Genomic DNA, 13529 nt, shown 5'->3' with positions numbered 1-13529 from the left:
TCAAAATATTGGTTTTTTGCTTATTGGTAATTTTTTAAGATAGCAAAAAGAATTTTGCTGATTTTTTCAATAGAAGCTATTTCACATTTTTCATCTGTTGAGTGGGGGCTATGGATATTTGGGCCTATGGAGCAACATTCTAGTGGTTGTTTTTCACTTATAATACCACATTCTAAACCAGCATGTATAGTATAAAGCTTGGCATTTGGATTTTCTTTTTTAAAATAACTTAGAATTTCTTCTCCAAAATTAGTATCTTTGTTGACCCAAGGCGGATAAAAATTTGCACTTGAAACTTCACAATTTTGCATTTTAAAATAAGTTAAGGTTTCAAATTCTATATTTTTAAGCTCTTGTAAATCATTCGACCTTGCAAAAAGTTCAAAATGAAATTTACCTTCTTTTTCATAAGCTAATGAAAGATTGATACTTGTTTGGACTAAATTTAATTGATGATTAAAAGTTCTAACACCTTGTGCAAAAGCATTGATAAGATTTAAAATGATTTGAGAATTTTTATAATATGTCCTTTTGATTTTACCTATATAATTCACTTTAAAATGATTATTTTCTTTTGGGGGATTTTTAAAAAATGCTATGATTTTAGCATGTTTTGGTATAGAGTTGATTCTCTCACCTGCGTTAAATTCGCAAAGCTCACCTTGGTTTTGAGTGATAAAATAACTTGCTTCTTTAATAGAAGATTTAATATTTTTAACAATATCAATCCCTGAATGCCCACCTTTAAAATCAATTGCTTCTATTTCATAGCATTCACCTTCTTTTTCGTCTATTTCTAAGTTTAAACTAGTAAAAATATCCACACCGCCAGCACAACCTATAACAACTTCATCATCACTCTCATGATCTAAATTTAATAGTTTGTTTGAAATCAAAGCATGTGTAAGATTATTTGCTCCACAAAGGCCAACTTCCTCATCATTAGTAAAAAGACATTCGATATTTTCAAAGTCTTTTAAAGCTTGCATCATTAATGATACTCCTATGCCATTATCTGCACCCAAGCTCGAGTTTTTGGCCTTTAAATATCCATTTTCTTCATACATTTGTATATTAGGAGCCTCTCCCATGCAAACCATATCATAATGACTTTGTAAACAAATTTTAGGTTTTCCTTTATATGCATGGATATTACCCGCTTTATCAACGTTTACTCGGCAATTTTGACTTTTGGCAAAATCAATAAGAAAATTTTTTAATTCTTCAGTATGGAAACTACAATGAGGTATTTGAGTAATTTGTTTAAAATTTTGTATAATTTCTTGCATAAAATCTCCTTTTTGTTGTAATTATGGCATATTTTTATATAGATGAGGTTTAAATGAAAATTTCTCAAAAGCAAATTAAATTATTAATAACTTTACTAAAAGATCCAAAGAAATTTTTAATTGCACTTTTTTTATTTGCTTTTGCTTATATTTTAAATTATGATAGTGGCTCATACATTAATGCTAAAGTAAGTCGTGTAGTAGATGGGGATACTATTGAGGCTAAATTTGAAGATGAAAAACTTAAAATTAGACTTTTTGGTATAGATGCACCTGAAAGTGATCAAGCTTATGGAAAGATGGCTGCGCAATTTTTAAATGCAATTGTGTTGAATAAAGAAGTGGTTTTGAATGTAAAAGATGAGGATAAATATGGTAGAATTTTAGCCATTGTGTATTTAAATGATAAAGATATCAATCAAGTTATGGTTAAAAATGGTTTTGCTTGGGCTTATGAACATTATAGTGATTTATATGTAAATGAGCAAAATTATGCCAAAGAAAATAAAAAAGGCTTATGGGTAGATGAAAATCCTATAGAGCCTTACAAATGGCGTAAACAAATAAGATTAAAATAGGAAAAGAGATGTTTAAAAAAATATTTTTCATTGGATTTTTAGCATTATTTTTTGGTGGTTGTTTTGTAAATGAAAGAGGAATTTCAAACCGCTTTTATGATGATTGTAAAGAATATTATGATGCAAGCGGGACTTACCATAAAGAATGCCCAAAGAATTGGGTAGATTTACCTTTAACTCCCGATTCCTTTTAAAACAGCATTTAATTCCTCTGGAGTAGCATCTTGCTTGGAGGTTTCTTGTTGGTTTTGACTGCTAGAGCTTGTGCTTTGACTTTGTTTTAATTTAAATATATGATCATCTGTGGTGATTACTTGAAAAGATGCATCGAAAATTTTAATATCATTTACAAAGCCAACTACTTTAACCTCTCTTTTTCTTGAATCATCGCTAAATAGAGCGCTTGCTTCAAGATTTAAAACATCTCCAACTTTTAAAGGCGCATAAAAAAAGCTTCTTGAGCCTATTAAGACGCTAAATTCTTTATTGATTGCAGCTTGAGCTATATAATTTGCCGCGTTAAATACAAAACCACTATGCACTAATCCTAGCTCATCTACTGCCATATCATGGGTTGTGATTAAGATACCTTTAGCAAAGTTTTTTTCTATATGAGAAATGCTTCCTGCTAAAGCATTATTTATCCCTGGACAAGTGATAAGTTCTGATTTAATGCGATTTAATTCTTCAGGGTCTATTAGCTCTTCTATAGTAACAGCACTTACTGTTCTTGCCATTTTTACACCTTTAATTTAACATAAACTCTTTTTGGTGCTTCATAGCCTTCACAAGTTAAATTTGAGTCATTTTTGTCTAAAAATTGATCTAAAGAATAAGAATCAATCCATTGTGTTTTTCTTTGTTCTTCTAAATCAGTTTGTTTAGTTGCTATAACTTCAAATTCACTAAATCCAGCTCTATAACACCAATTTCTTAAACCCAATATCGACGGAATGAAAAAAATATTTGGTATTTTTGAATAAGTTTTTTGAGGGATAAGTGCAATTTCTCTTTCATCTTCTATATACATAGTATCTAAAAAGACTACGCCATCTTTATTTAAAGATTGCTTGAGTTGTTTTAGCATGGCTATAGGATCACTGCGATGATAAATTACGCCAAGACAAAAAATCACATCAAATTTTATGCCATAATTTGGTACATCAGCTACGCCTAAAAGCTCATATTGTATAGGAGTTTTTGCAATAGAGTTTAAAAGTAAAAATTGCAAATAATACTTAATAGAAGGATCAAAACCTATGAGTTTTGAAGGATTAAATTCAAGCATTTTAAACATATAATAACCATTATTGCAGCCAATATCCGCAACCACTTTGCCTTTGATTTCTTGCATATAAGGCTTTAATATGTTAAATTTAATAAAACTTTGCCACTCTGTATCTATGAACAAATCATTGATTTTAAAAGGTCCTTTGCGCCAAGGTTTTAATTCTAAGGCAATGTCTTTAATCTCATTATCTAAACTTTTATCGCAAAAAATATCAAAACTTTCGTTTATTAGATAATTTGAGTTTTTAACTTTTGTACTAAGTTTTTGAATTTTTTCATATAAAGGATGTTTTAAAACTTGCTTTAATAAAGCATTATCTTGCATATTTTTCCTTAAAAAACTCCCTTATTTGGGAGTTTTATTATTGAAGTAGGCTTGCTAGTTTAGTTTGTAGCATTACATTTGAGTGAGCATTTGCAAACAAAAACGCATTTTCTTTTAGGTAATTTGCATTAAAATCATTAATATTTTGCGCTAAGTCATTATTTTGCAATTTGCTTTCAGCTTCTTTAGTGTTAATGCTAGTTTGCAAAGATGAGTTGATATTAGAATGGATAGCATTGATCCCAGCACCAATATCTGCGCGTAAAGAACCTACTTGATCTTGAAAATCGCGAATTCCATCTTGGTTTTCAAGGCTTAAGTTTGCCGTGCTTGGTTGATTTAAATTGATACTTTCAACCCCAGATCCAACAACAAAATCCATACTTTGGAAAACATTTTTTCCATTAAAAGTCGCGTTTGAAAATGCATCATTGATCGAGCTGATGAGCTTATTTGCTTCAGCATTTAGCATGCTTTTTTGTCTATCATTTAATGCAGCACTATTTGAGCGTACTGAAAGTTCGTTAAGTCTATCTGCAGTAGCTGAGATATTATTTAATGTCGAATCAGCAATTTGTAAAACACCTACTGAATCATAAGCATTTAAAATACCTTGATCTATGGTACTATACTGACTTCTTAAAGAATCAGCTATGGCTAAATTTGCCCCATCGCTTCCATCTATAGCACGCATTGCGGCTATATTTTCTAAAGCTTTTTCTTGGTTTTTTTGCGCTTGATTTAAGTAATGGTTTTGTTGAGTTGTCCCTATATCGCCTATTTTCATCTTTGACTCCTTTTAAAGACTTATTTTATTATATCATTTTTTTTGTTTTAAAATTTAAAAAAAATAAAATTACTTGTGATAACATGATAATTTTCATCACAACTTCACTTGCACTATGAATTTTTATAAATTCTTGAGTCTTAGTTGCTTCTTCTCCTAAGCTTTGTGCTTCTAAAACATAAGCAGTGAAGTAAAATACAAAAAGCAAACTTAGTGCCAAAATGATTAAAGAAAGCATGAATTTTGAAAAATTTATTTTAAAAGTTAAATTTTTATCCTTAAATGAGAAAATTTCCATTAAAATAGATAAAACACTCACACCTAGTAAAACATAACCAAATTGCACAAAAATGTGTGTCATTAAAAGTCCGCTTTGAAAATGAGTTAAAACCCCTTCGCCTATGAATTTAGCAGGATAAAATATAGTCGGAGCTAAAAATACACCTATGCTAATTTCAATCCCAATTAAACTTGCTAATAAAAATAAATATATTGATTTCATATTTTCTCCTATAAAAAGATAATTATAGTCTAATTTTTTAAATTCCACGCAACAAAGGCTCTATCAAATCCATTATAATCTTGATAAAAAGTAGCTTTAAAATCATTTTCTTCTAAAATTTTATTTAAAATTGCTTTTTGATCATAGCCAAACTCACACGCTAAGACTTTTGTGTTATGGTTTTTGGCAAAAAGGATAATTTCATGTAAAATTTCCCAACCTTTATCCCCGCCAAATAAAGCATTATGCGGTTCATTTTGTACCCATTTATCCAAAGGATAATTATTTTTTATATAAGGAGGATTAGAGAAAATAAAGTCAAAATTTCCTTGCATAGTTTTAAAATCACAAAGTTGAAAATTAATTAAATTTGAAACATTATGAAAATCTGCATTTTTTTTAGCAAGCTCTAGCGCTTTTGGATTAATATCGCAAGCTTGTATGAAAATTTGCTTTAACTTTGCTAGAGAGATACTTAAAATTCCACTCCCAAAGCCGATCTCAAGTATATTTTTAAAAGAGTTATGATCTAAAATTTCTAAGCATCTTTCAAGTAATATTTCACTATCAAAACGCGGTATTAAAACCCCTTTTTCAATAAAAAAATCTAAACCATAAAACTGTGTTTTTTGAAATAAATACTCAAAAGGCTCGCCATTTAAAAATTTATCTACGTATTCTAAAAAAACTTTTTCATTGATTTGAAATTCAGGATTTAAAAAAATCCAAGCTTTATCTTTTTGCAAAAGCTCACAAAGAATAAAAAGTATATATTCTTTGTGAGTAGGATCTTTTGCGTAAGCTTGCTTTAAAGCTTGTTTGATTGAAATCATTGCAAAGCTTTGATTCTATCATAAATACAAGGATGACTTAGATGAAAGAAAGTATAAATTTTACTTGTTTTAACAAAGGCTTTGTTTTCTTTTGCTAAAGCTATGAGAGCATTTTTCATATCTTCTTTAGAGCTTAGTTTTGCTCCGTGTAAGTCAGCATTAAATTCATTTTTTTGACTCATTTTATTAAGTAGTGGAGAGATAATAAAAGTAAAAATATTTCCAAAAATCAATAAAAGCACAAAAACTCCAGCATTTACTCCATCTAAATGACTTTCAATATAAAAAAAGTTTGGTAAATGTGCAAAGATAAAAAATAAAGCAAAAAGCATCAAAGCACTAGAAAATAACATTTTTAGTAAATCTTTATGCACAAAATGACCTAGCTCATGACCTAAAACAGCAATGAGTTCTTTTTCTTTTAAAGCATTTAAAAGTGTGTCAAAAAGCACCACTCTTTTGCTTTTAAATAAACCGCCAAAATAAGCATTTAATCTTTTGTCCCTTTTGCTTGCATCAATAACATAAACACCATTTGCACTAAAGCCACATTTTTGCATTAAATTGGTGATTTTTTCTAATAAATTTTCATCTTCAAGTTTTTTCATTTTATTAAACATAGGTGCAATAAGCGTAGGGTAGATGAGATTTATAATAAGTATAATTATAAAGCTTAGGGCAAAAGCCACTATCCACCAGTATGTGCTAAAAAACTCAAAACAAAACACTAAAGCATAGATGATTAAAAAGCCAAAAATAAGCATTAGGGCTAAAGATTTAATACTATCTTTAATAAAAAGTGCTAAAGTCATATTAGAAAAGCCGTGTTTTTTATCTTTTATAAAGCTTTCATAATAACTAAGTGGTAAATTTAAAATACTAATAATCAATAAAAATGCAAGTAAAAATAAAGTATTTTCTAAAGTAGAATTTTCTTTTATAAAAATTTCTTTAAAATACAAAAAGCCAAAGCCAATCCAAGAAATATTAATCATCAGATTATAAAGATTAGAAAAGATTTTGTATTTTTCATTTTCTATGGCGATATTTGCAGCATTTTTATAATCATGCTCATTTAAAATAATTGCATGCTTTTCTCTTTCTTTTTTTAAAAAAGAAATTTGCATATAAGATATAAAAACCAAAAAGGCCGTGTAAATACATAAAATAGTTATTAAAGTCATAATTTTTCCATGTAATTTTTTTAAAAGTATGCAATAAGAAAGTAAATAAGCATAGGTAGTTTTACCTATGCTTGTATAAGAAGAATTCTTTTTTTACTAATTAAAATGAGTATTTAACACCAATGTTACCAGTTACATAAGTTTCATCGGTATTATCATCTTTGTTGCCTAGGATTTGTTTAGCACCTACACTTAGATCAATAGAAAATCTATCTGTTACGCTAATGTTGCTTCCGATAAGAATTTTACCAAAAGTTTTATCTTTTTCAGCGCCAGCTACATTATAGCTAAAATCACTTCCTGTAAAGCGAGCTTTAAAGTTATCTCCACTCATAGCAAAGAATTGTTCTATTTTTGGAGTAACATAGAAATAACTACCACCGCTAAAGAATTTTCTAAATTCTGCTCCAAGTTCTGCACTCGCTGCAAAGCTATCCATTGAATAAACTTTTTGAGCCCAAATACCACTTTCTGTGTAGTCTGGAGTGTGGCTATAGTAAAGATTTAATCCAATTAATGGTTTGATTGAGAAATTATCACTAAAGTCAAATACATAACCATAGCTACCACTTGCGCCTAAGTAAGTTTGTGTGAAGTCAGATTTTTGTACTGAACCATTAACAAATCTTTCTTGATCTGCAAAACTAAATTGCGCATAAGATTTGATATCAAATTCATGTTGACCATTTGCAATTCTTGAGTAAAGACCTAATTGTAAGTTGTTAGAATCTTGATTTAATGAATTATGGTTTAATTGTGAATCAGCATAAGTTAAATACGCACCAAAGAATATAGCATCATTAAATTGTCTATCGATACCTATAGTAGTTCCGTATACACCTTCGCTATCACTACCAATTATGTTAGCACCACCAAAAGCATTAGCCCATACGCTATTTTCGCCAGCGCCTCTTGATTGAGCCATTCTTGTTGCAATAGCCATTTCATTAGCTAGGTTGATAACTTGAATAGCACCTTGACGGTTAGAGTTGTTTGCGCTTTCTCTAGCTGAATCAACTATAGCTTGAGCTTGTCTCACATCTCCTTTAATAGCATTAACTAAAGCTGAGTTAGCTGCAAGATGTCTATCAGAATTTTTCAATGAAGCTAAAACCGAATCAATTTGATGTCCGTAAGTAATAACTTTTTGGTTATTAGTTATATTGTTTATTTCTTTTTTGATGTCTGCTAGAATTTTATCATAATCAACTTTAGGGTCAATACCAGGATGTTCAGGATTTTGTTCATAAGCTTTTTGAGCATAATAATCATGTAGTTGAGTTAAAACCTCAAGTCTCATTTCTTTTAAAAATTCGCTAATACTGATGTTTTTGATGCCACTTGTTAAACTACCTTGAGCATAAGCATCATTTCCAATTACATTAAGTTTATAGTTAAAGTATTTTTTATCTTGGTCTATAATTACTTTTACTACTTCACCTTCGTATTCTGCTAGTGCATGACCTTTAAGACCTAGAATTTTTCCTTCTGGGATTAGTAATACATTTCTAACTGTATTTACTTCTGCAAATTCTTTGTTGAAGTTTGTAGCGCTTAGCAAGTAAACACCTTTTTCTGTTACAGGATTGCTAAAGTTAGCAAGTTCAAATACAGAATTTCTAATTACTGCATTACCATTTACAGTAAATTGGTGTGGTCCATGTAGAGTAAATAATGAATCATGTGCAAAAAGATTTCCGTTAATAGTTAAAGCACCATTATAGTTAATACCATTAAAATCGCCTGCAATGATTTTAAAGTTTGCATGATCCATATTAACATTGCCATCAATTAAGCCATCATGGAAAACATTTAGAGAAACATTTTCTCTTGAGTCTTGAATCCAAGTTGGTCCCCATGGATTTCTATCAGTTAAAGCGCCACTGTTTATACCCGTATCTGGGTTAAATATAGCACCAAATCCATCATCAATATTATCTGGATAATTCATATCAGCTCCAGTATTAGGGCCTACAGGATAAGGTTTGAAACCAATAACATTATCTGGATTTTTTTTGCCTATGAAGTTTACTTCTTTAGCTTTGATAGCGAAAGAATAATGAGGTTTTATACCACCTATTGAACCAACAGGAACATCTTTACCTCCAACTACAATAGTGTTGTTAGCTGCGTTTATTGTTAAGTGCTTAATAGGTGTTTCTAATACAGCACCTTGTCCATAATCATTATCACCTAGATGATTACTAATATAAAATGTCTGTCCTTGTGGTTTTGAAATTACAAATTGATATTCCCCCCCCCCCTAGGTGTGTTAGCTGACTATCTTCAATTGTACCAGGAATGGGATTGGATGGCTCTATAGCCATAGCTGAACTAGCTACAAAAGTAGCAACGCAAGCGGAAAGAAAAATTTTTCTATTCAACTTTTTCATTGTTCTGAAACTCCTTAATAAAATTATAATTTTATTGAAAAAAAATTATATCAACAATAATAAAAAAAGTCAATTAAAAACAAATAAAATTTATAACTATTAAATAGAGTAAACAAAATAATAAAAAATTATTATAAACCGTTCTCGCTTTTTTCCAAAACCTCAAAATAAGCTTCTTCTAAAATACTAAGTTCGCTTTCTAAGGAATTTAGCTTTTCATAAAGGGTATTTATACCTAGCTCTTGATAGATTGTAGGATTACTTAGAGCATTTTTTATTTCTTTTATTTCTTCTTCTAATTTATGAATTTTATCAGGATATGAGTTTAAAATTTCATTTTCTTTATAGCTTAGTTTTTTACTTGATTTTTCTTTTGTTTTTACGCTTGCGGTGGTGTTTGTTTCTAAGCTTTTAGAAAATTCTTCAAAGTCTTTGTATTCTTTTTCATTTTCTAAATACTCACTATAAGAAAGAACTTCTATATTAATATTTGCATTATCTTCAAAAGCATAAAGTTTAGTTGCTATTTTATCAACAAAATATCTATCATGCGAGACAAGCAAAATCGCACCTTCAAAAGAAAGTAAGTATTCTTCTAAGATATTAATCGTAGCTATATCTAAATCATTTGTTGGTTCATCTAAGATTAATACATCGTATTCTTTGGTAAAAAGCAAGGCTAGAGCAACTCTGTTTTTCTCACCCCCACTTAGCACACTCACGCTTTGCTCTAAAAATTCTTTTGGAAATAAAAATTGTTTTAAATACCCATAAACATGCATATTTTTACCACGTACTTGAATGTGATCGCCACCATTTGGGCAAAAAATTTCTAAAAGTTTTTTATCAGTGTTTAATAAACTTCTGCTTTGATCAAAATAGCCTATTTTAACTTCACCTCTTTTAATCTCTCCGCTATCAAGCGGAATTTGATCAAGCAAAATCTTTAAGAAAGTAGATTTCCCACAGCCATTTTTACCTACTATGGCTATGCGTTCACCTTGTAAAATTCGTGCATTAAAGTCTTTAAAAAGTGTCTTGTTGGCAATAGACTTTGAGATATTTTTAAGTTCAAAAAGCATTTTTTTGCGGTTTTGGCTTTGAGTTTGGTTAAAATTTTTACTTGCTCTTTTGATTTCAAGTTGTAAGCGTTTGATAGCTCCTGGGTTTTTCTTAGCTTCTTCACGCATTTTAAAAATGCGTTCTTTGCGTCCTTCGTTGCGTTTAAGCCTAGCTTTGACTCCTCTTCTTAGCCATTCTTCCTCACTTTTTAATTGCTTAAGCAAGGTTTCATGGCTTTTAGCTAAGGAAGCTAAAATAGCTGCTTTTTTTTCTAGATATTGCGTATATCCACCCTCAAAAATACTTAGTTTTCCTGCTTCTATTTCAACGCATTTTTGTGCTATTGCATCGATAAAATATCTATCATGGGAGATGAAAATAACACACATTTTAGAAGCTTTTAATCTTTCTTCTAAAAAGCTACTCATATATACATCTAGATGGTTGGTTGGCTCATCAAGCAATAATATATCAGGATTTTTCAGCAAAAGCGTGCAAAGTCCTACACGTCTTATCTCTCCTCCACTTAAAGAGCAAAGTGTTCTGTCTTTATACTCTAATAGTTTAAACTCTTCTAGTATTCTTTGTATTTTTTGGTCTAAATTCCATGCATCTTTTGAATCTATAAATAAACTTAATTCATCTACTTTCTTTAAATATTCTTTATTTTCAGGATCAAGAGCTAGTTTTTCATTATAGTTTTCAAATTCTTTTAAGGCTTGATAAATTTCTTCAAGTTCTTTTTTGATAGCCTCACTCACGCTTAAGGTGCTTTCAAAGCTTACTTGTTGGCTTAGCATACCTATGCTAGCGTTATTTTGTTTAATCACTCTACCGCTATCTAGTTTTAAAGTTCCCATAAGGGCTTTTAAAAAACTTGATTTTCCTTCGCCGTTTTTGCCTATAATGGCGATTTTTTCTCCTAAATTTGCACTAAAATTTGCATTTTCTAAAACTATTTTTGTATTAAATTTCTTATTTGCATCGATTAAATCTATTAAAGCCAAATTTCTTTCCCAAATGTTTTTTTGCGATTTTACTTTAAAAAGTATTAATTTTGCTTAAATAAAATTACGCTATGAGAGTGTTTGTTTTTTTTACTTTATTAGTTTTATTTTTTGCTTTGGCAAATTGGTATATTTATAAAAGATTTTTAAGTAAGGTTGATTTTTTAAAACCTTATAAGAAGTTTGTATTAGCTCTTGTTTTAATAGTTTTTGCATGTGAATTAATCTTTTTTGTAAATATGCGTGGGGATTTTTTGCATGAAAAGCTTTATTATATTTTAGCTATTTTTTCTACTATTACTTGCTTTTTCTTGCTTTTTGGAGTGGTTTTTGAAATTGGTTCTTGGATTTTCTTTAACGAAAATAAAAAAGAGCAAATTTTTAGCCTTCAAAGAAGAAAGTTTTTAAAATTAATTTTTGATTCTTGGCTTATTATATTTAGCGTTAGTATGGTGTTTAAAGGCTTTGTAAATGCTATCAGCACGCCTAAGGTTAATGAGGTAGATATTAAAATTAAAAATTTAAAAGAAGATTTAAACATAGCTTTGCTTTCTGATGTGCATTTAGGGAAAAATTTAGGTGAAGATTTTTTAAAAACCTTAATCAATGAGGTTAATGCTTTAAATGTTGATATAATCATCATAGCTGGGGATTTAATCGATGCAGATATTGCTAGTATGTCTTATATTAATTTGTTAGAAAATTTTAAATCAAAATATGGTACTTATTTTGTTTATGGAAATCATGAGTATTATAATGATATAAATGCAATAAGCAAAAAGCTTAAAACGCTTAAAAATTTCAAAGTTTTAGAAGATGAAAGTATTGATTTTGGAGATTTTACTTTAAGTGGGACTTTGGATTTGGCTGCTAAACGTTTGGGCTTTAAAGAAAGCAATATAGAAAAAATCAAAACTCAAATCAATCAAGAAAAAGTTAATATTTTAATCACGCATCAGCCAAAATATGTAAAAACTTATGATGTGAGTGGGTTTGATTTGATTTTATCAGGACATACACACGCAGGACAAATTTTCCCTTTTTCTTTGCTAGTATATTTAGAGCAAGGCTTTGTGTATGGGCTTTATAAATTAAGTAAAGATAGTTTGCTTTATGTAAGCAGTGGAGCTGGATTTTGGGGGCCTGCTGTGAGATTTTTAGCTCCTAGCGAGATAGCTTTGATTAGATTAAAAGGAGAATAAGTGGGATTTAGCAATAGTGCTTCAAAAATGTTTGGAATCATAGCAAAATATAAATTTCCAAAAATCATACAAAAAAACATTAATAAAGCTTATGTGAATGCTTTTAATATCAATATGAGTGAATTTAAATCCTTAGAAGAATATGAGAGCTTAAATGCTTTATTTACAAGAGCTTTGTTAAATGAGCGAGAATTAGAAGATGGCTTTGTAAGTCCAAGTGATGGTAAAATTTTAGAACTTGGAAGTAGTTTTCAAAATGACTTAAAAGAAAATTTAGCCTTTAGTATTAAAGGTTCAAGTTATAGCATAGAAGAGCTTTTAAAAAACTCAGCTAGCAAAGAAGAATTAGAAAATGGCATAGATTATGCAAATATTTATCTATCTCCAAAAGATTATCATCATTATCACGCACCTTGTAATATGCAAATTTTAAGTGCTACTTATATGAGCGGGGCTTTATTTAGTGTGAGTGAGGCAAAGTTGGCTAAGATTATAAACCTTTATACTAAAAATGAAAGAGTAGTTTTAAAGTGTTTGGTGGAGGGAAAATTTATACTTTGGATGGTATTTGTGGGTGCGCTAAATGTTGGTAAAATGCATTTTAGCTTTGATACTAGCATACAAACTAATGCTGCAAATTTTGATTTTACTCATACTTATGAGGATCTTTTTGTAAAAAAAGGCCAAAGACTTGGCAATTTTGAGCTAGGTTCAACTATAGTTTTAATCACTCAAAAAGGGTTTTTAAAATTTAGTAAAAATGCTTATGAGCAAGTTGAATTTTCTAAGAAGATTGCGGATTTTGCTTATTCTCATCTTCATTAGCAACTTTATATAAAAAGGCAAAAATTTCAGCCACTGCTTTATACATATTAGGCGGGATTTCATCGCCTAAGTCAAGCTTGCTAAGAACTTCTACTAAGTCTTTGTCTTCTTTTATGGGTATGCCATTTTCTTTAGCTAAAGAGATGATTTTAGCAGCGTTTTCACCTTTGGCATTAGCTAGGATTTTTGGTGCATTTTGATCTTCTTTGTTATAGCCTAGCGCAACGGCTTTTTTTGTTTTTTTAGCCATTT

14 protein-coding genes are annotated in these 13529 nt (G+C 29.7%); 4 read left to right on the top strand and 10 right to left on the bottom strand.

Annotated features, from left to right (window positions below; translation table 11 throughout):
- Positions 1-20: 20 nt before the first annotated feature.
- Complete coding sequence (locus L8X36_RS05960) at positions 21-1289, bottom strand: M20/M25/M40 family metallo-hydrolase (protein ID WP_263683025.1); 1269 nt, start codon at positions 1287-1289, stop codon at positions 21-23.
- Positions 1290-1342: 53 nt separating this feature from the next.
- On the opposite strand from L8X36_RS05960, the gene L8X36_RS05955 reads away from it, so the two are divergent.
- Together L8X36_RS05955 and L8X36_RS05950 are read left to right on the top strand one after the other, a co-directional pair.
- A complete protein-coding gene (locus tag L8X36_RS05955) occupies positions 1343-1867 on the top strand; it encodes a thermonuclease family protein (RefSeq protein WP_263663983.1) in 525 nt (174 codons plus the stop codon).
- Between the two features lie 8 nt (positions 1868-1875).
- Entirely contained in the window at positions 1876-2061 is a 186-nt protein-coding gene (locus L8X36_RS05950) for a hypothetical protein (RefSeq protein ID WP_039668212.1), read from the top strand.
- Here the strand turns inward: L8X36_RS05950 and L8X36_RS05945 are convergent.
- From L8X36_RS05945 to abc-f, 8 genes are all read right to left on the bottom strand, one after another.
- On the bottom strand, positions 2041-2604 hold the full coding sequence (locus tag L8X36_RS05945; protein ID WP_263683024.1) for a hypothetical protein: 564 nt from the start codon (positions 2602-2604) through the stop codon (positions 2041-2043). The two genes, L8X36_RS05950 and L8X36_RS05945, sit on opposite strands and share 21 nt — an antisense overlap.
- 2 nt (positions 2605-2606) lie before the next feature.
- The gene (cmoB, locus tag L8X36_RS05940; protein WP_263683023.1) at positions 2607-3482 is read right to left on the bottom strand and encodes a tRNA 5-methoxyuridine(34)/uridine 5-oxyacetic acid(34) synthase CmoB; all 876 of its coding nucleotides are present in this window, start codon (positions 3480-3482) and stop codon (positions 2607-2609) included.
- Between the two features lie 37 nt (positions 3483-3519).
- Positions 3520-4269: a flagellin gene (locus L8X36_RS05935; RefSeq protein ID WP_263683021.1), complete on the bottom strand. Its 750-nt coding sequence runs from the start codon at positions 4267-4269 to the stop codon at positions 3520-3522.
- Between the two features lie 28 nt (positions 4270-4297).
- The gene (locus L8X36_RS05930) at positions 4298-4771 is read right to left on the bottom strand and encodes a DUF4149 domain-containing protein (RefSeq protein WP_263683019.1); all 474 of its coding nucleotides are present in this window, start codon (positions 4769-4771) and stop codon (positions 4298-4300) included.
- A 29-nt stretch (positions 4772-4800) separates the two neighbouring features.
- Positions 4801-5601, bottom strand: a complete 801-nt coding sequence (locus L8X36_RS05925) for a HemK/PrmC family methyltransferase (protein ID WP_263683071.1) — start codon at positions 5599-5601, stop codon at positions 4801-4803.
- Entirely contained in the window at positions 5601-6788 is a 1188-nt protein-coding gene (locus L8X36_RS05920; protein WP_263683017.1) for a M48 family metallopeptidase, read from the bottom strand. The genes L8X36_RS05925 and L8X36_RS05920 overlap by 1 nt, the downstream gene beginning before the upstream one ends.
- 100 nt (positions 6789-6888) lie before the next feature.
- The gene (locus L8X36_RS05915) at positions 6889-8739 is read right to left on the bottom strand and encodes an autotransporter outer membrane beta-barrel domain-containing protein (RefSeq protein ID WP_263683015.1); all 1851 of its coding nucleotides are present in this window, start codon (positions 8737-8739) and stop codon (positions 6889-6891) included.
- 573 nt (positions 8740-9312) lie between these two features.
- Positions 9313-11250 (bottom strand): ribosomal protection-like ABC-F family protein, encoded by a 1938-nt coding sequence (gene abc-f, locus L8X36_RS05910; RefSeq protein WP_263683013.1) that lies wholly within the window; start codon positions 11248-11250, stop codon positions 9313-9315.
- 71 nt (positions 11251-11321) lie between these two features.
- On the opposite strand from abc-f, the gene L8X36_RS05905 reads away from it, so the two are divergent.
- Both L8X36_RS05905 and L8X36_RS05900 read left to right on the top strand, forming a co-directional pair.
- Positions 11322-12452 (top strand): metallophosphoesterase, encoded by a 1131-nt coding sequence (locus L8X36_RS05905; protein ID WP_263683011.1) that lies wholly within the window; start codon positions 11322-11324, stop codon positions 12450-12452.
- Positions 12453-13277 carry a phosphatidylserine decarboxylase gene (locus L8X36_RS05900; protein WP_263683010.1) on the top strand — a complete coding sequence of 275 codons (825 nt, stop codon included), beginning with the start codon at positions 12453-12455 and terminating at the stop codon, positions 13275-13277.
- Here L8X36_RS05900 and L8X36_RS05895 read toward each other — a convergent pair.
- A complete protein-coding gene (locus L8X36_RS05895; RefSeq protein ID WP_263683008.1) occupies positions 13237-13527 on the bottom strand; it encodes a FlhB-like flagellar biosynthesis protein in 291 nt (96 codons plus the stop codon). The genes L8X36_RS05900 and L8X36_RS05895 overlap by 41 nt on opposite strands.
- Positions 13528-13529 lie beyond the last annotated feature (2 nt).

Origin of the sequence: Campylobacter sp. CNRCH_2014_0184h, assembly GCF_025772985.1 — a bacterium.
In the GTDB taxonomy this organism is placed as follows: Bacteria; Campylobacterota; Campylobacteria; order Campylobacterales; family Campylobacteraceae; genus Campylobacter_D.
Note: the sequence above shows the minus strand (reverse complement) of the source record. Positions and strands in the feature narration are given on the sequence as shown.

Coding starts and splice junctions, on each gene's coding strand:
- L8X36_RS05920 (WP_263683017.1), bottom strand. CDS start 6,788: ATGACTTTAATAACTATTTTATGTATTTACACGGCCTTTTTGGTTTTT.
- L8X36_RS05930 (WP_263683019.1), bottom strand. CDS start 4,771: ATGAAATCAATATATTTATTTTTATTAGCAAGTTTAATTGGGATTGAA.
- L8X36_RS05950 (WP_039668212.1), top strand. CDS start 1,876: ATGTTTAAAAAAATATTTTTCATTGGATTTTTAGCATTATTTTTTGGT.
- L8X36_RS05960 (WP_263683025.1), bottom strand. CDS start 1,289: ATGCAAGAAATTATACAAAATTTTAAACAAATTACTCAAATACCTCAT.
- L8X36_RS05945 (WP_263683024.1), bottom strand. CDS start 2,604: ATGGCAAGAACAGTAAGTGCTGTTACTATAGAAGAGCTAATAGACCCT.
- L8X36_RS05935 (WP_263683021.1), bottom strand. CDS start 4,269: ATGAAAATAGGCGATATAGGGACAACTCAACAAAACCATTACTTAAAT.
- cmoB (WP_263683023.1), bottom strand. CDS start 3,482: ATGCAAGATAATGCTTTATTAAAGCAAGTTTTAAAACATCCTTTATAT.
- L8X36_RS05895 (WP_263683008.1), bottom strand. CDS start 13,527: ATGGCTAAAAAAACAAAAAAAGCCGTTGCGCTAGGCTATAACAAAGAA.
- L8X36_RS05915 (WP_263683015.1), bottom strand. CDS start 8,739: ATGAATTATCCAGATAATATTGATGATGGATTTGGTGCTATATTTAAC.
- L8X36_RS05955 (WP_263663983.1), top strand. CDS start 1,343: ATGAAAATTTCTCAAAAGCAAATTAAATTATTAATAACTTTACTAAAA.
- L8X36_RS05905 (WP_263683011.1), top strand. CDS start 11,322: ATGAGAGTGTTTGTTTTTTTTACTTTATTAGTTTTATTTTTTGCTTTG.